At 39.8% G+C, this 22,426-nt stretch carries 20 protein-coding genes; 15 read left to right on the top strand and 5 right to left on the bottom strand.

Annotated elements, in window-relative coordinates; translation table 11 throughout:
• Nucleotides 1–1,374 carry a hypothetical protein gene (locus tag ACEW8O_RS01220; RefSeq protein ID WP_373492797.1) on the bottom strand — a complete coding sequence of 458 codons (1,374 nt, stop codon included), beginning with the start codon at nt 1,372–1,374 and terminating at the stop codon, nt 1–3.
• Complete coding sequence (locus tag ACEW8O_RS01225) at nt 1,355–1,903, bottom strand: RNA polymerase sigma factor (RefSeq protein ID WP_373492798.1); 549 nt, start codon at nt 1,901–1,903, stop codon at nt 1,355–1,357. Before ACEW8O_RS01225 ends, ACEW8O_RS01220 begins: the two co-directional genes overlap by 20 nt.
• A gap of 233 nt (nt 1,904–2,136) precedes the next feature.
• Between ACEW8O_RS01225 and ACEW8O_RS01230 the strand changes: the two genes are divergently transcribed.
• The 4 genes from ACEW8O_RS01230 (at nt 2,137) to ACEW8O_RS01245 (ending at nt 7,027) form a co-directional block, all read left to right on the top strand.
• The gene (locus tag ACEW8O_RS01230) at nt 2,137–2,865 is read left to right on the top strand and encodes a hypothetical protein (protein WP_373492830.1); all 729 of its coding nucleotides are present in this window, start codon (nt 2,137–2,139) and stop codon (nt 2,863–2,865) included.
• 61 nt (nt 2,866–2,926) lie between these two features.
• Nucleotides 2,927–3,805 (top strand): lipoyl synthase, encoded by an 879-nt coding sequence (gene lipA / locus ACEW8O_RS01235; RefSeq protein ID WP_373492799.1) that lies wholly within the window; start codon nt 2,927–2,929, stop codon nt 3,803–3,805.
• Nucleotides 3,806–4,086: 281 nt separating this feature from the next.
• Nucleotides 4,087–5,325, top strand: a complete 1,239-nt coding sequence (locus ACEW8O_RS01240; protein WP_373492800.1) for a sensor histidine kinase — start codon at nt 4,087–4,089, stop codon at nt 5,323–5,325.
• Nucleotides 5,326–5,446: 121 nt separating this feature from the next.
• Nucleotides 5,447–7,027: a peptide chain release factor 3 gene (locus ACEW8O_RS01245; protein WP_373492801.1), complete on the top strand. Its 1,581-nt coding sequence runs from the start codon at nt 5,447–5,449 to the stop codon at nt 7,025–7,027.
• Here the strand turns inward: ACEW8O_RS01245 and ACEW8O_RS01250 are convergent.
• The gene (locus tag ACEW8O_RS01250) at nt 7,024–7,953 is read right to left on the bottom strand and encodes a YihY/virulence factor BrkB family protein (protein ID WP_373492802.1); all 930 of its coding nucleotides are present in this window, start codon (nt 7,951–7,953) and stop codon (nt 7,024–7,026) included. The genes ACEW8O_RS01245 and ACEW8O_RS01250 overlap by 4 nt on opposite strands.
• A gap of 149 nt (nt 7,954–8,102) precedes the next feature.
• On the opposite strand from ACEW8O_RS01250, the gene ACEW8O_RS01255 reads away from it, so the two are divergent.
• The 6 genes from ACEW8O_RS01255 (at nt 8,103) to ACEW8O_RS01280 (ending at nt 13,975) form a co-directional block, all read left to right on the top strand.
• Nucleotides 8,103–8,837 (top strand): RluA family pseudouridine synthase, encoded by a 735-nt coding sequence (locus ACEW8O_RS01255; protein ID WP_373492803.1) that lies wholly within the window; start codon nt 8,103–8,105, stop codon nt 8,835–8,837.
• Between the two features lie 38 nt (nt 8,838–8,875).
• On the top strand, nt 8,876–9,445 hold the full coding sequence (locus ACEW8O_RS01260) for a TlpA family protein disulfide reductase (protein ID WP_373492804.1): 570 nt from the start codon (nt 8,876–8,878) through the stop codon (nt 9,443–9,445).
• 121 nt (nt 9,446–9,566) lie between these two features.
• Nucleotides 9,567–10,067, top strand: a complete 501-nt coding sequence (locus ACEW8O_RS01265; RefSeq protein ID WP_373492805.1) for a histidine phosphatase family protein — start codon at nt 9,567–9,569, stop codon at nt 10,065–10,067.
• 83 nt (nt 10,068–10,150) lie between these two features.
• Entirely contained in the window at nt 10,151–11,719 is a 1,569-nt protein-coding gene (locus ACEW8O_RS01270; protein ID WP_373492806.1) for a glycerol-3-phosphate dehydrogenase/oxidase, read from the top strand.
• Nucleotides 11,720–11,721: 2 nt separating this feature from the next.
• Nucleotides 11,722–13,221, top strand: a complete 1,500-nt coding sequence (gene glpK / locus ACEW8O_RS01275) for a glycerol kinase GlpK (RefSeq protein WP_373492807.1) — start codon at nt 11,722–11,724, stop codon at nt 13,219–13,221.
• Nucleotide 13,222: 1 nt separating this feature from the next.
• The gene (locus ACEW8O_RS01280) at nt 13,223–13,975 is read left to right on the top strand and encodes an MIP/aquaporin family protein (protein WP_373492808.1); all 753 of its coding nucleotides are present in this window, start codon (nt 13,223–13,225) and stop codon (nt 13,973–13,975) included.
• 197 nt (nt 13,976–14,172) lie between these two features.
• Here ACEW8O_RS01280 and ACEW8O_RS01285 read toward each other — a convergent pair whose 3' ends face one another.
• Together ACEW8O_RS01285 and ade are read right to left on the bottom strand one after the other, a co-directional pair.
• A complete protein-coding gene (locus tag ACEW8O_RS01285; RefSeq protein WP_373492831.1) occupies nt 14,173–15,312 on the bottom strand; it encodes an acyl-CoA dehydrogenase family protein in 1,140 nt (379 codons plus the stop codon).
• A 235-nt stretch (nt 15,313–15,547) separates the two neighbouring features.
• Complete coding sequence (gene ade / locus ACEW8O_RS01290) at nt 15,548–17,182, bottom strand: adenine deaminase (protein WP_373492809.1); 1,635 nt, start codon at nt 17,180–17,182, stop codon at nt 15,548–15,550.
• A 153-nt stretch (nt 17,183–17,335) separates the two neighbouring features.
• Here ade and cmk point away from each other — a divergent pair, with 153 nt between their 5' ends.
• The 5 genes from cmk (at nt 17,336) to nqrC (ending at nt 22,426) form a co-directional block, all read left to right on the top strand.
• Nucleotides 17,336–18,043 (top strand): (d)CMP kinase, encoded by a 708-nt coding sequence (gene cmk / locus ACEW8O_RS01295; protein WP_373492810.1) that lies wholly within the window; start codon nt 17,336–17,338, stop codon nt 18,041–18,043.
• Nucleotides 18,027–18,929, top strand: coding sequence for a 4-hydroxy-3-methylbut-2-enyl diphosphate reductase (locus tag ACEW8O_RS01300; RefSeq protein WP_373492811.1), 903 nt, complete (start codon nt 18,027–18,029; stop codon nt 18,927–18,929). The genes cmk and ACEW8O_RS01300 overlap by 17 nt, the downstream gene beginning before the upstream one ends.
• 131 nt (nt 18,930–19,060) lie before the next feature.
• Entirely contained in the window at nt 19,061–20,446 is a 1,386-nt protein-coding gene (locus tag ACEW8O_RS01305; RefSeq protein WP_373492812.1) for a Na(+)-translocating NADH-quinone reductase subunit A, read from the top strand.
• A 5-nt stretch (nt 20,447–20,451) separates the two neighbouring features.
• The gene (locus tag ACEW8O_RS01310; RefSeq protein WP_373492813.1) at nt 20,452–21,666 is read left to right on the top strand and encodes an NADH:ubiquinone reductase (Na(+)-transporting) subunit B; all 1,215 of its coding nucleotides are present in this window, start codon (nt 20,452–20,454) and stop codon (nt 21,664–21,666) included.
• Entirely contained in the window at nt 21,653–22,426 is a 774-nt protein-coding gene (gene nqrC, locus ACEW8O_RS01315; protein WP_373492814.1) for an NADH:ubiquinone reductase (Na(+)-transporting) subunit C, read from the top strand. Before ACEW8O_RS01310 ends, nqrC begins: the two co-directional genes overlap by 14 nt.

Raw genomic sequence — 22,426 nt, forward strand, 5'->3', positions numbered from 1 at the left:
CTATTCTTTTTTATTTTTTAATTGGAAATTCATTCTCAGATTAATCCCTCCTATAGAGAACTGTTGATTGTTAAATGTTTGATCACCCAAAGAAAACTTATAAAAAGGTTCGATGGAAAGGAATGTCCCGTTTTTCAAATTCTGCTCATACCCAAATCCAAAATTAAGCATTTGACCGGAATTAACATTTCCGGAGCCTCCACTAGGACTTACCGTTTGAGTGTAGGTCTGTATGGCAGATTGCATACCAACAAAATTACCATGATTCAGGTTTGCAGTGCTGAATGTAGTTGTATTCAGCTGGTTCAGATACACCATATTGGAAAAACCGGAAATGAGATATACGTCAGAACTTTTATTTTCGAGAACTTTATACTTCAGGTTAATCGGAATCTCCAATTGGCCAAAGCTTAATTCTGTCGAGGAATTGATAAAATTTCCTGAGAATGCAGATCTTGCAGCCTCAGCTTGGTTTGCCAAATACAATGCGTTTGCATTTGATGCATCTGAGGTTATCAAAGCGTTTCTACCGGATGTTGTAGGTGTGATCTGTTGCCTTGCATAGGCCATACCGACATCAAGCTTCAATCTTTTGGAAAAAGAAAATTCCGACATCATTCCTGCCCCTAAACTCAGGGTTTGAGTGGCATTTGAAATAGTTTGAGGAGCAACCATTACGCCAAGTTTGACAGGACCATTCTTTTCGTCCTTCTTTGCAATTGTCTGCTTTTTCTCAATTTCGGCTTCATCACCCAACCAATTTTTAATATAATCCAATGTCTTTTTTTCTGCATCAGAATCTTGCTCAAATGTCAATGCTTTGGATGAATCTATAAAAGATTCATTGGATTTAGAATCATGATTGGTTTCAATTGGTGCATCATTACTATTATCGGCTACAGTAATGTTAGCTGGTAAAATCTTTTCCTCGTTTTTTATAACCACTGTATTGTCAGTATTATCCAAACTTGCCATAGGTACCCCCACAAAGGTAGTGTTCGGTATTTCATTTACCTTTTGATTCGTCCCTATGCCTTGTGCGTTTTCAATTCTTTTTTCCCCTTCAGAATCTTGGTCTTTTGTTGAATATTGATCGTCAATTTCAATTGGTTCATTGGATGTCAGCACCTCGGCTGGATCTTCATTTTCATATGTTTCTGTGACCTGCAATTGGTTTAGAAGTAATATACCTAATACCAAACTGGCCGCTATGCCCATCCACCAGAAGGCACCAATCCTTTTGAAAGCTTTATTTTTTTGTCCAAAATAAAGCTTCTTGAATTTTTCAAGTTCTTGAGGATCCAATGGTTCCTCATGTTGTTGAAAGGAGACTTTTATCTTATCAACAAGTCTTTTATCGAATTGCTCCTTCATTTTTTATTTCATTTAATTCCTGAACTTTTTCACGTAGCAGTTTTTTGGCCCTTGCCAAATAGGTCCTTGAAGTACTGGGAGGAATTCCAAGTTCATCACCGATTTCATTGTGGGAATAACCTTCTATTTCATACATATTGAATACAATCCTCAATATTTCCGGTAAATCCCTCAAAATTCCAAGAATGTCCTGAGAAGACAATCGGTCAATGATATCAGGGTCGGATACTTCAGTATCAGCTTTATCGATATTCATTACAGCAAAATATTTGACATTTTTTCTGTAATAATCAATCGATGTATTGATAAGAATTCTTCTGAACCAGCCTTTGAATGAATTATCAGGACTATACTGGGGCAACTTATCAAAGACCTTCATAAAACTGTCATTGACAATCTCACAAGCATCATCTCTGGAATTGGAATACCTTAAAGCAATGCTCATAGCATACCCATAGAAGTGCTTATAAAGCATTTCTACGGATTTGGAATCTCCATCTTTTGCTTTTTGGATCAGGTGTTTTTCCAAAGATACAGGTTGGTTTTCAGGCCCTTTGATACTAGACGCAATTCATTGGTAAAACGCTACAGGATTTTAAAAAAAATATCCGATCAGATTGTCTGTCCACTATAAAAGCAATGGACATCTCCGTCAAGGAATTAATTGATGCAGCTTTTTTAAGTTGTCATAAACTCTTACTTTTATTTTTGGTTAAGTAACATAGCAACAAAATTACCGTTAAATTCATCACCGAAATTATGATGAAAGCACTAAAATACATTTTATCTGTTCTTTTTCTGAGTCTTTATTTTTCAGCCAATGCTCAAAGAGAAGACGCAGGAGATTATGAATATGAAAGTGAAGTTCTATTTGGAGTGAATAAAAATACAAATGGTGGACTGATTGGCGGTTTTTCATTAAAAATGGGTTTCAGATTAGACGAAACAAATTTTCAGTTTTTTGGACTTGATCTGGCCAATGTCAAAGATTCCAGGGAAGTCCGATATCCCACTGTTTTGGGAAACTCATTTATATTCGGAAAATCCAACTATCTATATTCTTTAAGACCATATTATGGAAGAGAGTTGATTGTATTCAAGAAAGCTCCACAGCAAGGTGTTCAGGTATCTGTCTTGGGTGCGGTTGGTCCGAGTATTGGAATCATTGCCCCTTATGTCATAGAATATGCAGTCAATAGATTAGAGACAGTCAGAGAACAGTACAATCCCACAGATCACCAAAGCCGGTTCAATATCATAGGTCCGGGAAGAATTTTTGAGGGTATGAACCAATCTGACATTGCCTTTGGTGCAAATGCAAAAGCAGCAGTAAATTTTGAGTTTGGTGTATTCAAATCAAATGTAACGGGCTTGGAACTAGGTTACCAATTAGAGGGTTTTACCAAGGAAATCCCTTTGATACCTACTGTTGAAGGCAGGCAATTATTCCAATCTGTATATTTCACTTTCTTCTATGGATTCAGGAAATAGTGAATCCGCTGGTTTAATTGGCATTTGGGGATTAATTTTGGATTTCAATAAAGAATAGAAAATGATCGAACTTCCAGTAATATCCGAAGAGGCCACAAAACGCAAAAAACCGGATTGGTTGAGAGTTAAACTGCCCATTGGAAAAGAGTACGCCAAAGTACGGAAATTAGTAGATGAACATAAACTGCATACCATCTGCGAAAGTGGCAACTGTCCCAATATGGGTGAATGCTGGGGTGCAGGAACCGCAACTTTTATGATCTTGGGCAATGTCTGTACAAGGTCTTGTTCTTTTTGTGCTGTAGCTACCGGCAGACCTCCTGAATATGACACTGATGAACCAAGACGAGTAGCAGAAGCTATTCAATTGATGGGGGTCAAACATGCTGTGATCACTTCTGTCAACAGAGATGAACTGAAGGATAAAGGTGCGGAAATCTGGTATCAGACAGTAGTCGAAACTAAAAAACTTTCTCCTCAAACCACCATAGAGACCTTGATTCCAGATGTCAAATCAAACTGGGATGCCCTATACAGGATGATTTGTGGAGGGCAAGAAGTTGTGTCCCATAATGTGGAAACTGTTGAGAGTCTGTATCGAAGGGTCCGGCCTCAGGCAAAATATACCCGATCCCTGGAACAGATTAAGCTTACCAAAGAATATGGCAAGAGAACCAAAACCGGTATTATGCTGGGTTTGGGAGAAAAAAGGGATGAAGTGCTGAAGGCTATGGATGACTTGGTCGCCCATGGCTGTGATATTCTGACATTGGGGCAATATCTGCAACCTACCAAAATGCATATTGAGGTGGCAGAATTTATCCATCCTGATTTATTTATAGAATACCGTGAAGAAGGTTTAAAGAGGGGAATTAAATATGTAGAATCAGGTCCCTTGGTGAGATCTTCTTATCATGCCGAAAGACATGTAACTGTATAATAAACAAAGAGGATAGATTTTTGCCCATTCTCTTTTTAAAATAGACTTTTAAATTTATCTCAAATAAGCAGAAAGCATCCAAACAGTCTTTTCTTTGACGGTGTCTTTTATTTCTATTCCGATATCGATTGTGCTCATAATTTTTATATTTATGTTTTGTAACATTACCTTATGTTCAAAAATAAAGACATCAGGATTAGAAAAGTAATTTTGTCAGATTGATAATATCTATTGGCAAATTGAGTTTTCTATAATATATCCCATCATCCCTCTACATCTCAATGAAGAACAAACTTCAGGACATTGCCATCCTAGACTTCTACCAAAATAAGAACAGAATCAAATGGCTTATTTTTATCAGTTCTGTTATAATAAGTTTCGGATCAATTTATTATACCAATCTACTTGTTGAGGAATTGAAAGAGAGGGAAAGAAGACAGATTGAATTGTTTGCAATAGCCCTGGAATATGCCTCGGTCAATACCGATGCACTCAGCTTCATCAATGAAGAGATCATCAAGCAAAACAATTCCATTCCTGTTATTATTGTCGATTTGGATGGAAACGCAATTGAAAATAGAAATATAAAATTCAAGAAAAACGCAGATCCTGAAGAGATTGAAAAAGTTATTCAAAAAGAACTTGAAAAAATGAAGGCAGAGTACGAACCCATCCTGATAGAGGATTCTTTTTTGGTATATTATCGAAATTCTGAATTGCTGACTTCACTGAAATACTATCCTTATGTTCAATTAGCAGTAATCCTTGTATTTGGGGCATTGGCCTATGCTGTTTTTAATCAATCCAAGATTGCTGAACAAAACCGGGTCTGGGCCGGGCTTACCAAAGAGACCGCACATCAACTTGGTACACCGATAGCCTCTTTGATGGCATGGATAGATTATCTCCGAAATTCACCTGTTTGGGAAGAAAATAAGGAGGTGATCAAAGAAATGGACAAAGATGTGGTCAAACTCCGCATGGTGACAGAAAGGTTCAGTTCCATAGGCAGCACCCCTTCCATTCAACCTGAAAATGTATTTTCAGTTGTAGATGAGGCCATTAACTACCTAAGGCCACGTATTTCGACCAAGGTGAAAATGAAAGTTAACGGATATGCCAATAACATCGAGGCCATGTTGAACAAGCCGCTTTTTGAATGGGTAATAGAAAATCTTTGTAAAAATGCAGTGGACGCCATGAAAGGACAAGGAGAAATCTCCATAGATATCGTCAAAGAAAGCGAGCGCTACGTATTTGTGGACATTACAGATTCCGGTAAAGGGATGGAAAAGAACATGTATAAAAAAGTTTTTAACCCGGGTTTCACTACCCGGCAAAGAGGTTGGGGTCTCGGACTGACTTTGGCAAAAAGAATCATAGAAGGATACCATAATGGTAAAATATTTGTAAAAAATTCAGAACCCGGCAAAGGCACAACATTCCGGATTGTGCTTAATGGAACCAAAGAGGGGATTACCAAATTCAGGCGGGAAGATTTTTTGGAACATAAAGCTTAATCAAGAGAATTTGACAAAGTCCATTAACTTATGTGACATTGATTAATGTTTCATAACCTTCCAACCTATAAATTAAAACCTTACCTTTGCAGGCTGAAAAATTACAGAATCAGTAAAATACATGAGCCTGAACAAAGAAATACAAAAGAGGAGGACTTTTGCCATTATTGCCCACCCGGATGCCGGGAAGACGACATTGACCGAAAAATTATTGCTTTTTGGTGGTGCAATCCAAACTGCCGGAGCTGTCAAATCCAATAAAATAGATACTGCCACCAAATCCGACTGGATGGAGATAGAAAAACAAAGAGGTATCTCTGTGGCTACTTCTGTGATGGGATTTGAGTACAAAGGAGTCAAAATCAATTTATTGGATACTCCCGGACACCAGGATTTTGCAGAGGATACATACAGGACTTTGACTGCGGTGGATTCAGTCATTATGGTGATCGACTGCGTGAAAGGTGTTGAAATCCAGACCGAAAAACTCATGGAAGTCTGCAGGATGAGAAATACTCCTGTCATTTGTTTTATCAATAAACTTGACCGTGAAGGCCGGGATCCCTATGAGTTGTTGGATGAAGTGGAAGAAAAACTGAATATACAAGTAAGGCCATTATCATGGCCGATAGGTATGGGAAAAGGCTTCAAGGGTGTGTATAATCTGTATGATAAAAAACTGAATCTTTTTACACCCAGCCAAAGAAAATTAAGTGATGCAAGGGAGACTTTTGATAACCTTGACGACGAAAAGTTGGATAACCTGATCGGAACAAATAACGCTAATCAGCTTCGGGAGGATGTGGAATTAATAGAAGGTGTTTATCCTGAATTTGATCCAAAAGAATATTTGGAAGGAAAGATTGCTCCGGTATTTTTTGGCTCAGCAGTGAATAATTTCGGTGTAAATGAAATGCTGGATACATTCATCAAAATTGCACCGACCCCTAAAAGCAGACATACCGAAGAAAGAGAAGTATTGCCTGATGAGCCTAAATTTTCAGGGTTTGTATTCAAAATCCATGCAAATATGGATCCCAACCATAGAAATAGAATTGCTTTCCTAAGAATCTGTTCAGGTAAGTTTGAGAGAAATAAACCATATAACCATGTCCGCGGACCAAAACCTTTGCGGTTTTCCAATGTGACACAATTTATGGCCCAAGACAGAGAAATAGTGGATGAGGCATTTCCGGGAGACATTGTAGGTCTTTTTGACACAGGGAATCTCAAAATCGGGGACACCCTCACAGAAGGGGAAAACATGACCTTCAAAGGAATTCCCAGCTTTTCCCCTGAAATCTTCAAAGAAGTCATCAACAAAGACGCCATGAAAACCAAGCAATTGGAAAAAGGCCTGAAACAGCTGATGGAAGAAGGAGTCGCCCAGTATTTCACCTATGAAATGGGAAACAGAAAGGTTGTAGGAACAGTGGGCCAATTGCAGTTTGAGGTTATCCAATTCAGGTTGAAAAATGAATACAATGCTTCAGTAGAGTTTGCTCCCATGAACCTATACAAAGCATGCTGGATCAGCAGTAAAGATAAAAAACAGTTGGATGAATTTGTGAGGTCAAAAAACCGGCATATTGCATATGATAAGGACGGGAAACTGGTCTTTATGGCCGAATCCAAATCCTGGCTTCAAATGGTTCAGGAAAACTATCCTGAAATTGAATTCCATTTCACTTCAGAGTTTTAATTTTCATCCAATTCTTTCTTTTCATTCGTTGTATTAGAATACAACACGGCAATCGGCTTGGCCTTTATTTCATGCCCGCGTTGTATTGCATAAGCTTTCGTGAGTTCTCCGCACAGGAATAAGATCACAGAACTGTAAAATATCCATAGTAGGATGATGACCAAAGAGCCTGCTGCTGAGTAATAATCATTGAGGTCAAGATTGGAAATGATAAGGTTAATCACTCTGGTTCCGATCAAAAACAGGACTGTAGTAATGATGCCCCCTGCGATGGCATCTCTCCATTGAACAATGACATCAGGCAGCGTTTTGTGGACTATGGTGAAAAACAGCATCACTACGGAGAAATTGAAGATCATTCTAGCAGAGCCAAATACGATAGATTCAACAGCCTCAGGTAAAATTCCTGTGGCCACATTTGAAAGGTAAGCCAGAAGTATTTCTACAAAAAGTGTCAAGACCATCAAAAAACCCAAGCCGAGTACAAATAGCAAGGGGATAGTGCGATATTTTGCAATTTTCCAAAAACTGACACCTTTCTTGAGTTGTACTTTCCAGATGGAGTTCAAAGCTTTTTGCAGTATTCCGAAGATCATGGTGGCACTTTTGAAAATAACCAATATGGCAATAATGATGTAAAGAGCAGAGTCCGGTAAATCCATCACGTTGCTCAAAACCTGACGTACCTGTTCTGCAGCATCTGAATCCACGTTACTTTCTATTTGGCTGACAATTTCATCCTTGATTTCCGCCTTTTTAAAAAACAAATTCCCTATAGTAACAATGACAATTAAAATAGCGGGTAAGGAAAACAAGGTGAAAAATGCGATAGCAGCACTGTATATGATAGGTTGGTCCTGGCCAATAAAGCCCCATGTCTTCTTAAGAATTCCAATGGTGTCGTGATATGTCTTTTTCAGTTTCATCGAATTAGGTATCTTAGGTCAATTCAATTATTTTATATCCTTTTGCAGTTTTAACTTGGACATGCCCCTTAATTTAACATAAAAATTAAATAAGACCCCGAGGTCTCTAATTAATAAAATATCTTTGTGACCAAATCTGTAAAATTAAAATGAAAAATAAACCTTTTTCTGTTGTCTATGAGGACAACCATCTTTTGATAGTGAATAAAGCTGCCGGAATCCTTGTCCAAGGAGATAAAACAGGCGATAAAACACTTACGGATTATTGTAGAGATTATATAGCCAACAAATACAATAAGCCGGGAGCGGTGTTCCTTCACCCCGTTCATAGATTGGATAGGCCTGTAAGTGGTCTGGTTGCTTTTGCCCGAACTTCTAAAGGCTTGGAAAGAATGATGGAGCTTTTCCGCAAACGGGAAATCCACAAAGTCTATTGGGCGATTGTCAAAAGCAAACCCAAAGAGGAAATTGGAAAATTGACACACTATCTTGTTAAAGATGAACAACGCAATGTGGTGACTGCTTATGAAAAAGAGGTAGAAGGTTCGCAGAAAGCCGAACTGAATTACAAAAGAATGGGCAAACTCAATGACCATTGGCTTGTAGAGGTCAGGCCAGTTTCAGGACGTCCACACCAAATAAGAGTTCAACTTTCCAGTATGGGCTGCCCTATCCGGGGAGATTTGAAATATGGTTTTTCCAAAGCAAATCCTGATGCCAGCATTAATCTGCACGCTTTTCATTTGGTATTTGTCCACCCGATCAAAAAAGAAAAACTTTATCTGAGGGCTGCTTTGCCGGAAGAACCATTTTGGGAACAGTATCTCGAATTTGAGCCTCACAAGGGGAAAGATCAGCATATTGATAATAGTTATAGTGGCTAAATGTTGAATAAAAGCCATTTTTTTATTTAATTTAAGGTATGGTTACGGTGAAAATGATATTGAAGAGTATTTTGGTTTTATTTTTTGCTGTTCCTATCTGCATGGCCCAAACCGGCAAACCTCAAAAATCCGGGTTTCCCTTTGAAAGGGAACATGCTCTGAGAAAACAGGGGCCTGCGATTGGTAACAATTTTCCATTGGTAGATTACCTTTCTCTGGATTGGGAACTGATTCCTGTAGAATCTTTGAAGAACAAAACCCTGGTCATCAAGATCTGGTATGTGGGATGTAAAGGCTGTAAGCAGGAAAATCCTTTTTTGTCTAAGCTGACAAATTCTTTAATGGAAAATGATGATGTTTTATTTTTAAGTTATTCTATGAGCCATGAGGATAAGACCAGAAAATACTTTGATAAAAACGGCGATTTCGGTTATGAAACCATGCTTATGAAAAAAGCAGAGGTAGAAAACAAATTCAATGTGGCTACCTCCCCTACCCATTTTATCATCAAAAACGGAGTCCTCATTGAAAAATTTACTTATCCGGTCGCCGATGAATCCATTTTCAATTGGTATCAAAACAGAATTCTTGAAATCAGTAAGATGTAGAGGGTAAGTGTTAATTTAATTTTTATTTCTTCAATTCACCATACTTTTTTGATACTTTGGAAACCAAACCAACTCCGATTTTGGTCATTCAATAATTTACATCCTCAATTTCTATTTCAAAATGAAGAAATATCTATTTATCATTATTTTACTGATTAAAGTATTTTCCTGTAGCACCGGTCAAGAACCAAAAACAATCTACATCGTTCGCCATGCCGAAAAAATATTGGTAGGAGACGATCCTGAATTGAACGTGGCGGGAACCGCTAGGGCAACAAAACTTGCCCAAATTCTTGAAAATGAAGACATTCAACATATTTACAGCACCAATACCATCAGGACTAAGGCAACAGTTCAGCCATTAGCCGACAAACTAGGCCTTTCTATCGAAATATATGATGTCAATAAGCATGATGACCTTGTAAATGATCTGAGGATGCGAAAAGGTGATGCAGTGGTGGTCGGACACAGCAATACCATTCATCATCTGGTCAACTATTTTGTGGGTTCAGGTGAAAAATACCCGGAACTTGATGACATTGAATATAATTTTATTTTCGTGGTGACTCTATCAAAAGACGGAAGTTCCGAAGTAAACAGAAAGTTGTACAAAGACTTTTAAATAGAGTGATTTGTAATAATTCATATTGATCCGATTTTATTCTGATGATTTTTTTGATATCTTGAAAAGAAAAATTTTTCTCTATGAATAGGTCAGTAAGCCTTAAGAGGTTAAAAGAAAATCAGGAAAAAATTTGGGATATTGCTGTTATAGGAGGCGGTGCCTCTGGATTTGGTGTAGCATTGGATGCCTTATCAAGGGGACTTTCCGTAGTTTTATTGGACAAGTCAGATTTTGCAAAAGGCACATCCAGCAGAAGTACGAAATTGCTGCATGGTGGTGTCCGCTACCTGGCACAGGGAGATGTTGGATTGGTTTTTGAAGCACTGAAGGAAAGGGGAAGACTTTTGTCCAATGCACCCCACCTTACCTACAACCAACCATTCATCATACCAATCTATACTTGGTTTGACAGAATTCAATACAGTGCAGGTCTGAAGATTTATGATTGGATGGCAGGTAAATTGAGGTTGGGCAAATCCAGATTTATCAATAAAAAAGAAACCATTGCCAGACTTCCCCAGATCAAACAGGATGGATTAAAAGGGGGCGTAGTATATCATGACGGTCAGTTTGATGATGCAAGAATGGTCATTGCCATAGCCCGGACCTGTGATGAATTGGGCGGATGCGTAATCAATTATGCCAAGGTAACAGGCCTGACCAAGGATGGTAATGGTAAAGTAAACGGATTGATGTTCAGTGACGAAATTGAGGATAATCACTTCCAAATCAAAGCAAAAATGGTAGTCAATGCCACCGGTGTTTTTGCGGATAAAATCCTCCAAATGGATCAGCCAGGAGTCAAAAAAAGCATTCAACCCAGTCAGGGTATCCATCTTGTATTTGACCAATCTTTTTTGGGCGGCAAAGATGCGCTGATGATCCCAAAAACCTCAGATGGCAGGGTACTTTTTGCTGTACCATGGCATGGAAAACTGGTAATTGGAACTACGGATACCTTGGTGGACAAGGCCAAACTGGAACCTGAAGCCTTGGAGAAAGAAATAAACTTCGTATTGGAAACCGCGCAGGCATACCTGGCCAAAAGACCAATGAGATCGGACGTCTTGTCGGTCTTTGCAGGATTGAGGCCATTGGCTGCCCCCAAAGAAGATGGGGCAAAAACCAAAGAGATTTCAAGAAGTCATAAAGTAATTGTTTCTGAATCCAAACTGGTCACCATCACCGGTGGAAAATGGACCACTTTCAGAAAAATGGGAGAGGATACTGTGGACTATTTTTCCGAAGTCACAGGAGAATCCATGAAAGCCAGCAAATCAGCAAACCAGAAACTTCATGGATATACAAAAAATCCGCAGGATGGGCACATGTCTGTATATGGCTCAGATGCATCCCAGATTAAATCCATGATCAAAGACCATCCTGAATGGGCAGAAAAATTACACCCAAATCACCCCTATACAGTGGCAGAACTGATATGGATGGTGAGAAACGAAATGGCTGTGAAGCTTGAAGACATCATGTCACGAAGATTCAGAATTATGCTCCTGGATGCCAAAGCAGCAAAAGAGATGGGGCCAAAAGCAGCAAAAATTATGGCCAAAGAAATGGGTCAGGACGAGGCCTGGATAGCAGATGAATTGGAAGAATTCGAAAAAACAGTCAATAAATATATCATAACCCAATAACCATGAGCCAAAAAGAACAATACATCATGGCGCTGGACCAAGGAACAACCAGCTCCAGGTCTATTATTTTTAACAAAAAAGGTCAGATCGTCTCTGTAGCTCAGAAAGATTTCAAGCAATTCTTTCCGAAATCAGGTTGGGTAGAACATGACCCGCAGGAAATCTGGACAAGTCAATCTGCTGTACTGATAGAATCCCTTGCCAATGAAGGCATCAAAGCCGGTGAAATAGCAGCGATCGGAATTACCAATCAAAGAGAAACTACAATCCTTTGGGACAGAAAAAACGGAAAACCAATATACAATGCCATTGTCTGGCAGGACCGCAGAACTTCAGCATATTGTGACAAATTGAAAGCAGAAGGCAAAGCAGAAATGATCGCCTCAAAGACAGGGTTGATCTTAGATGCCTACTTTTCTGCTACCAAAATAAAATGGATACTGGACAATGTGGAAGGCGCCCGAGATAAGGCTGAAAAAGGTGAATTGGCTTTTGGTACGGTGGACACATGGCTGGTATGGAAACTTACCGGCGGGAAACATCACCTTACTGACATTACCAATGCCAGCCGGACGATGGTTTTCAATATCCATAAAAAGGAATGGGACAAAGAGTTGTTGGAATTATTTGAAATACCGGAATCTATCCTTCCCGAGGTCAGATCAAGCTCAGAAATCTATGGAGAAACCTCAGGGGACATTCTATCAGTCAAAATTCCTATAGCAGGAATTGCAGGAGATCAGCAGGCAGCATTATTTGGCCAGCTCTGTACACAATCAGGCATGGCAAAGACAACTTATGGTACAGGTTGCTTTTTGGTAATGAACACAGGTGAGAGGCCTGTCAAATCCAATAACAGATTACTGACAACCGTGGCCTGGGAAGTAAATGGGAAAGTGAATTATGCATTGGAAGGTTCGGTTTTTATAGGTGGAGCGGCCATCCAATGGTTGAGAGATGGTATAGAGTTTTTTGGGCACGCCAAAGACAGTGAAAAATTAGCAATCAGCTTAGAGGACAATGATGGAGTTTATTTTGTACCTGCATTGGCAGGACTTGGTGCGCCACATTGGGATCAGGATGCCAGGGGAGCATTTTTTGGTATTACGCGAGGAACGACAATTGCACATATGACAAGAGCGGCATTGGAGGCCATCGCTTATCAGGTTCATGATGTACTCAAAGCCATGGAAAAAGACAGTGGTGAACCTACCAAGGAACTTCGGGTAGATGGCGGTGCCACAGCGAACAACTTCCTGATGCAGTTCCAGGCAGATATCCTGGATTGTAAAATCACCAGACCAAAAATCATCGAAACAACAGCTATTGGAGCAGCATTTTTGGCCGGATTGGCAGTTGGATTCTGGAAGGATGAAGAAGAACTCAAATCACTATGGGAGGCCGACAAAAGTTTCGAACCAAAGATGGATAAAGAAAAAATAGAAAAATATTTACATTTTTGGCACAAAGCAGTTGAAAGGTCTAAAAACTGGGTAGAATAATATGGATGCATTCATAGCAGAGTTTGTAGGCACCTCCCTATTGATTACCATGGGTTCCGGTGTAGTGGCAAATGTTGTACTCAAAGGCACAAAGGGTAACAACAGCGGATGGATAGTGATTACAACCGCTTGGGCATTGGGGGTTTTTATTGGTGTAGTTGTGGCAGGACCTCACAGTGGGGCACATCTCAATCCAGCTGTCAGCGTCGGTTTGGCTATAGTCGGTTTTTTTGATTGGGCCATGGTTCCAAGTTATGTCCTGGCCCAAATCTTAGGTGCCATGTTTGGTGCCACGATATCCTATTTTATCTACAAAGATCATTTTGATGCCACAGAGGATGCTGATCTCAAATTCGCCCCGTTCGGAACGGTGCCGGCAATCAGAAATCTCCCTTCCAACCTATTTTCAGAAATTATCGGCACATCAGTTTTAATCATTGTGATCCTTTATTCAACAGACCCTGTTATTACCGATTTTGATGGAAAAGAAGTCCCAATAGGATTGGGAGCATTAGGTGCTTTGCCTGTGGCATTTTTGGTTTGGGTAATCGGATTATCACTAGGTGGCACTACAGGATACGCAATCAATCCAGCCCGTGATTTTGGCCCCAGACTGATGCACCAATTGCTCCCAATCAAAGGAAAAGGGACAAGTGACTGGGCTTACAGTTGGGTACCCATCTTGGGACCAATCATTGGAGCATCAATGGCGGCAGGGATTTACTTGTTTTTGGGAGCTGGAGGGATGGTTTGAATGGAACGCTGACTGAGCTGATTTTTATCAGTGACAATCTGCTAAATCTGCGTTATCTGCGTTCAATGGAAAAAGAAGCCTCTCAACAAGGATAAAAAAGATGAGTCTTTCACCATATACAAAGGCAACCTAAAGGAAAAAAGGTAATTTTGGGGATTACAACTTTCCCAAAGTTTCTAACTTTGGGAAAGTTTCAATTACTTCAACACCTCCCTTGAAATCACGATCTTCTGAATCTCCGAAGTTCCTTCACCAATGGTACAAAGCTTAGAATCCCTATAATATTTCTCCACAGGGTAATCCTTGGTAAAGCCATAGCCTCCAAATATCTGCACTGCTTCATTGGATACGCTCACAGCTACTTCTGAAGCATAGTATTTGGCCTGGGCACCTGCCAAAGTCACTTTTTCTCCCCGGTTCTTAAGGTCTGCAGCTTTGAAGGTCAATAATCTTGCGGCTTCCACTTGGGTAGCCATATCTGCTAACTTAAAAGAAATCCCCTGGAAACTGTTGATCGGTTTGTTGAATTGATGCCTCTCCTTTGAATATTGGATGGAAGCTTCCAAAGCCCCCTCGGCTATTCCCAAGGAAAGTGCTGCGATGGATATCCTACCTCCATCCAATATTTTCATGGACTGTATAAACCCATCTCCGACCTCTCCCAAGACCTGGCTTTCATGAACCCGGCAATCTTCAAATATCATCTCGGCGGTCTCAGATGCCCGCATTCCGAGCTTGTCTTCTTTTCTGCCGCCTTTAAATCCGGCAGTTCCTTTTTCAATCACAAATGCCGTCATGCCATGGGAATCTCCGACCTCACCTGTCCTTGCAATCAAAACAGCAACATCACCTGAAACCCCATGGGTAATAAAGTTCTTGGCTCCATTGATGACATAAAGATCTCCATCCTTTTCAGCGACAGTCCGCATATTGCCCGCATCCGAACCTGTATTGGGTTCAGTCAGACCCCAGGCACCCAACGTTTCACAGGTAGCCAGTTTTGGGATATATTTTTTCTTCTGCTCTTCATTGCCAAACATCATGATATGTCCGGAACAAAGGGAATTATGGGCTGCCATGGAAAGGCCTACCGATGGATCCAGTTTGGTTAATTCTGCAATGGCAGTCACATATTCCAGATACCCGAAACCCGACCCGCCATACTCAGTGGGAATAAGTACGCCCATAAGACCAAGTTCACCTAGTTTTTTAAAAAGATCCTTGGGGAAATGTTGGTTGTCATCCCATTCTTTTCTGAAAGGAGTTATCTCCTTTGCTCCAAAATCACGGATCATTTGAGCAATCATCACCTGATTTTCATTGAGCTTAAAATTCATCATACAATACTTCTAATTTAATATTTGGGTTTATTTTCACTAAAGTACAAACTTCTTTCCTAAGGCAAAGGTTTACAATGATTTACAAGACATAGGACTTATGCTGTCTTTATTTAAATTAGCTCCGGAATTGAATTCAGACACCAAGAATATTCAAAATAATTTAAAATAAATATTGAAAATATTGAAATATAATTTCGAATAAAATATTTTTTATTCTTTGCCGAAATAGATATTAAGGTAAAAATACATCCACAAACTCAAACTTTTTCCCATCAAACAATCCTTTGTCACTGAGTTTAAGATCAGGAATCACCAAGAGCGCCATAAAGCTAAGTGTCATAAATGGAGACTGAAGGGATGATCCCATGTTTTTTGCCATTTGGTCTATTTTGGTATAAGCCTCAGCCACTTGATATCCATCCTCATTGGACATGATGCCGCCGACGGGAAGAGCCAGTACCATTTCTTCCTCCATGCTTACTGCCGAAACCCCTCCTTTTTTTTCAATCAATAAATTCACTGCCCTGCAGATGGATACATCGTCCACCCCTACTGCAATGATATTATGGGAATCATGTCCTACAGATGAGGCTATCGCCCCTTCATTCAATCCGATATTTTTGATAAACGCCACAGCCGGAGAAGCATCCTCATACCTGTTTACTACTGCGATTTTTAAAATATCCGATTCGGGATTTGATATTGCGTAACCATCTTTTAAAGTAACTTCACCAAGGACTTCCGGGGTAATCAATTGCCCATCCAAAGCCTCTATGACCCTCACTCTATTGCCATTTGCAGGAAGCCTAAATGCTTCTACCTCCTTTTTACTTGTATTAAAATTGTTAATGATTTTATTGGTAACCTTTCCAATCAAAGTCTTACCATTTTCAGCAACTTTCTGCCCATAAATAAAGGTTTGCAATACTTTGAAATCTTCTAAGTCTTCCACCAAAATGAAATCAGCAGGGTCTCCGACTTTTAACTGCCCCACATTCATTCTGTAATGCTGCACGGGGGTGGCACAGGCTGCTTTGAGCACATCAAAAATGTCTTTCCCTTTAGCTACAGCCCTTTTCACCAATTCATTGATATGACCAAGGGCAAGGTTATCGGGATGCTTATCATCCGAACAAAACATAATCATGTCAGGAAAATCATCAATGAGGTCAATCAATGCCTCAAAATTTTTGGCAGCACTTCCTTCCCTGATGGCGATTTTCATTCCCAATTGTAGTTTATCCAAGGCTTCCTCTTTGGTGAAACATTCATGGTCAGAAGTGATTCCTGCCGAGGCATATTTAGCGGCCAATTCTCCCTTTAATCCAGGGGCATGTCCGTCCACAGGTTTCCCATATTTTTTGGCCAATGCAATTTTCTCCAGGACTATCGGGTCTTTATTGATAGTTCCAGGCCAGTTCATCATTTCTGCCAGATAGCTGATTTCTTTTCTTTCCAATAGGTCGTCAATGTCCTGAACTGTAATTTCCCCTCCTGCTGTTTCAAATGGTGTCGCAGGCACACAGGAAGGAGCGCCAAAATAGAATTTAAAGGGTACCTGCTTACCATTGTCGATCATGTAATTGACTCCTTCCATGCCGCAGACATTGGCAATTTCATGCGGGTCAGAGACAGTGGCAATAGTACCGTGGGGAACGGCAAGCCGGGCGAATTCCGCAGGCACTAACATTGAGGATTCTATATGAACATGTGCATCAATAAATCCAGGCAAAAAAAACGGCAGGGAATTATCCTGTTTGATCTTCTGGATGGAAACGATTACCCCTCCTTCAATCGTGGCTTCAGCACAGTAGATAGTCCGTTCCGGAATATCCACAAACTGTCCAGAAATAATGAAATCATTCATAAAATACAGTTTTTATTTTTTTTATTTCAAATTTTAACAGGAAAATGGATTACCCTTACAAGAAAGCGGAATACATCTTTTTGTCAAAGGATTTAGATTTAAAACTATTATATTTGCGCCTGAAACAAGTTATGCGAAGGTTACTTTTATTAGATGCAAAGTATTGTAATTGCGATAGATGGATATTCAGGATGCGGCAAAAGCTCCACAGCAAAAGCGGTGGCAAAAATCTTGAATTACACATACATAGATTCAGGAGCAATGTACCGTGCAGCCACCCTCCATTTTTTAAACAACCATGTAAATCTTTCCAGTCCAAAAGAAGTAAAGAGGAACCTCGAAAATCTTCGGATTTCTTTTCATATCAATCATGATAATGGAAAACAGGAAACCTTTCTTAACGGTGTCAATGTTGAAGATGAGATCCGGAGCATGAAAGTTTCCGAATATGTCAGCGAAGTCAGTAAAATCAAAGAAGTCAGAACAGCTTTGGTAGCTCAACAGCAGCACTTAGGTAGAAAAAAAAGGGTTGTAATGGATGGTAGAGATATCTCCACCGTTGTATTTCCGAATGCTGAATTAAAGGTTTTCATGACAGCAGATCTCAATATCAGGGCGACGAGACGTCAAAAAGAATTATTGGAAAAGGGAGATATGGTTGCATTGGATAAGATCGTCCAAAATCTTTCTGAAAGGGATGAAATTGATTCCAGCAGAAAAGAAAGTCCTCTTTTGAAGGCTGAAGATGCTATAGAATTGGATACGGGTAACCTTGACTTTGAGGAACAGGTAAATCAAATTGTGGAATTGGCCAAAAAGAGAATTGGCGTTTATAATATAGAATATGGAAGTAACCATTGATAAAAATTCAGGTTATTGTTTTGGGGTAGAATTTGCCATCAAAATGGCCGAAGACGAAATGGAAGGCACCGATAGATTGTACTGTCTTGGAGATATCGTCCATAATGATATGGAGGTGAAAAGGCTCTCAGAAAAGGGGCTTGTGGTTATTGACAGGGATCAATTACAGCAACTCAATGACTGCAAAGTACTGATCCGGGCTCATGGCGAGCCACCCGAAACATATAGGACTGCCATTGAAAACAACATCGAACTGATAGATGCTTCCTGTCCTGTTGTACTGAAGCTACAGCACAGAGTGAAGACGGCATTTGATAAAATGGAAAAAGAAAATGGCCAAATTGTTATTTATGGTAAAAAAGGACATGCAGAGGTTATTGGTCTGACCGGACAAACTCTTGAAAAAGCCATTGTAGTCATGGAGGACAAGGATTTGGAAAAAATTGATTATTCCAGGCCGGTAACTCTTTTCAGTCAGACTACTAAAAGTACAAAGGGATTTTATGAACTGAAATCCAAAATAGAAGAAAGAATCAAGACCGAAAAAGGAGTCCTGAATGAACTGGATTTCAATGCCAATGATTCCATCTGCCGGCAAGTTTCCAACAGAGAACCGCAACTAGCTAAATTTGCCAATGAAAATGATGTTATCATATTTGTTTCAGGCAAAAAAAGTTCAAATGGGAAAGCGTTATATCAGGTATGCCAAGGCGTCAATGAAAGAAGCTATTTTATTGAGAATGAATCTGAAATAGATCCAGTGTGGCTGACTTCGTCTGATAAAGTCGGAATCTGTGGTGCAACATCGACTCCCATGTGGCTGATGGAACAGGTTATGAGACATCTGAAATCCATGGAAGAGAACTTGATTTTAGAAAATAATTGATGTCATATTGTGGCAATATTTTCAATATCAGGTGATCACTCTGACAAATATTACCAAAATTATCTTCTTATAACTGATCAATTTTATTAGATTTGAGGCGTTTTTCAAAACACCCTATAGTTCAAAAACATATGTCAAAAACCGTAAAGCTCAAGAAGGGATTCGATATTAACCTTGCAGGCAAAGCTGAAAAGCAGTTTGCAGACTTCAAACCGTCCAAGACTTTCGCGATCAAGCCCACCGATTTCATTGGTATGCTGAGACCAAAAGTGACTGTTAACGAGGGGGACACAGTAAAAGCAGGAACCCCGATTTTGTTCGACAAAGCCATGGAGAAGGTTCAATATGTAGCACCGGTATCCGGCGAAATTGTTGAGGTAAAAAGGGGTGATAGAAGAAAATTGTTGGAAATCAAAATCCTTGCAGATTCAGAAATCAGCTTTGAATCCTACAATAAATACTCTGAATCTAACTTGAAATCTCTCTCAAAGGAAGATGCAATCATCCAAATGACAAAAGGAGGGGTTTGGCCCCAAATCATCCAAAGACCATTCGGAGTTGTTGCCAATCCTGAAGACACCCCTAAATCTATTTTTATATCCGGTTTTGACACTCATCCATTGGCACCTGATTACGGGTTTTTATTAAAAGGAGAAGAAAAATATTTCCAAGCTGGAATTCAAATACTTGGAAAACTTACCTCGGGTAAGGTTCATTTGAATGTTAATGCTGATGCAGAATTGCCTTCAGTTTATTCCAATGTAAATGGAGCAGAACTGAATAAATTCAGCGGTCCACATCCTGCGGGCAATGTTGGCGTGCAGATTCACCATATTGATCCTATCAACAAAAATGACATTGTTTGGACAGTCAATCCATTTGGGGTTGCTCAAATTGGCAAGTTATTCCTCGAAGGACATTACGATGCGTCAAAAGTTATTGCCATTACAGGCTCACGGGCTAAAAATGCAGTTTACACTAGAACATTTATAGGCGCCTGTGTAGATACCTTTGTTCATGGAAATATCGGAACTGATTCGAAGTCAGACATTGCACCGGAAACAAGAGTAGTCTCAGGAAATGTCCTTACAGGTGAAAGAATCAACAAAGACGGATATTTGGGCTATTATGCCAATCAAATTACCATGTTGCCTGAAGGTGAATACTACGAGTTTTTAGGTTGGATGAAACCCACCACCGAAAAATTAAGCTATCATAGGGCATTGGGGCTTTTGTCATTCCTAAGTCCCAAAAAAGAATTTGTTCTCGACACCAATGGCAGAGGAGAAGAAAGAGCATTTGTCCAAACAGGTGTCTTTGAAAGCGTAACCCCTATGGATATCCTACCGGTCTATCTACTAAAAGCCATTATGGCTGAGGATTATGACGAAATGGAGGAATTGGGGATATATGAAATTGTAGAAGAAGACCTTGCATTATGCGAATTTGTAGATGTTTCCAAACACCCGGTGCAGGAAATAGTTAGAAAAGGGATAGATTTAATTCAATACAGTTAATCAATATGAAGTTTCTAAGAGATCTGCTGGATAAGCAGAAACCACTCTTTCACAAAGGTGGAAAATTTGAAAACTTATACTATCTATTTGAGGCGGGTGAAACTTTCATGTTTTCTCCAAATCATACCAATGGTATAAAAGGGGCTCAGGTAAAAGATGCCATCGACCTGAAAAGAATGATGATCACGGTAGTCATTGCGATGATTCCATGTTTATTGTTCGGAATATATAATACGGGACATCAGCATTTCCTTGCAACAGGCCAAACAGCCGGATTATGGGATGATTTTGGTCCAAAATTACTAATTGGACTTGAATTGGTACTACCAATAGTAATAGTTGCTTATGCAGCTGGAGGGTTGGTTGAAGCAGGTTTTGCAGTAGTCAGGAAACACCCCATCAACGAAGGGTTCCTCGTCACAGGGATGCTGATTCCTTTGGTTGTACCTGCAACATTGCCCCTATGGCAGGTCGCATTGGCTACTATATTTGCTGTAATTATTGCGAAAGAGGTTTTTGGAGGCACTGGGATGAATATCCTCAATGTTGCCATGACAGCAAGAGCCTTTTTATATTTTGCATATCCGGCACAAATCTCCGGAGATCAGGTTTGGACATATTTAGGAGATAAGGCTCCGGTAGATGGATTCTCAGGAGCAACCGCCTTGGCGGTTGCTTATAATGCGGGTGTAGATGGAGATAAAGTAACTGATGCTTTGGCAGAACATAACACTGCTTTAGGAGACGGTATGTTCAGCTTTTCCAATATGTTCATGGGATGGATTCCAGGTTCTATCGGTGAAACATCTACATTGATGGCTCTGATCGGAGCATTGATTCTGATCGGAACAGGAGTTGCCAGCTGGAAGATTATAGTAAGTGGTTTTGCAGGTGCCTACATTATGGCCTTCATTATGAACCTTTTTGCAGTAAATGAATATATGGCGATGGCACCGGAATATCATTGGGTAGTAGGTGGTCTGGCTTTCGGTATTGTATTTATGGCAACTGACCCGGTATCAGCCTCACAGACTGAAACAGGCAAATGGATTTATGGTTTGCTGATAGGTGTCCTTACAGTGATCATTAGAGTCACCAACCCAGCCTATCCCGAAGGGATTATGCTTGCCGTTCTTTTCATGAACGTCTTTGCCCCGCTAATTGATTATTATGTAGTTAAAGCTAATAAGAAAAGGAGGTTACAACGTGCAACAGTCTAACGCTTACATCATCACATTTTCAATAATCCTGACTGTAGTATTGGGATTATTATTATCAGGGACTTCTCAGGTATTGGCACCTCTTCAGAAAAAAGCAGAGGAATTGGATAACAAAAAACAAATTTTGGGTGCTGTATTAGAGCCAGAAAAACTCAGCGCCATGAAGCCAGAGGAAATACTTTCATTCTATGAAAACAGGATTGCCTCAAAGGTAGTGGATATTGATGGCAATGAAGTGGAAAATGATTCCGATGGAAATCCAATAGTTGCTGAGAAGGTCAATGTTGCCAAAAACTATAAAATGGCTCCTGAAAACAGGCATTACCCCATATTCATGTACCATGCTGAGGGTAATCCCGAAGATGTAGAGTCCTATGTTTTCCCGGTTTACGGATCAGGTCTTTGGGACGAAATCTGGGGATATTTAGCATTGCAAACTAACCTAAATACCATTGAAGGTGTGACATTCTCCCATAAAGGAGAAACTCCAGGATTGGGAGCAAGAATTACCAATCAAGAAGTGCAGCAACGCTATCAAGGAAAGGAGATTTTTGATGAATCCGGAGAACTTCAATCTGTATATATGCAGAAAGGGGAAGGAAAAGATTATTCTTCAGAGAAACATAAAGTAGATGGCTTGTCAGGTGCAACCATTACAGCTAATGGCGTCAACGACATGTTGAAAAATTACTTGAATCATTACACTACTTATCTGGAAAAACAAAAATCCAATAAGAGTGATATTGCCGCTTTAAATTGA

The organism is Aquiflexum sp. (assembly GCF_041749095.1).
Lineage (GTDB): Bacteria > Bacteroidota > Bacteroidia > Cytophagales > Cyclobacteriaceae > Aquiflexum.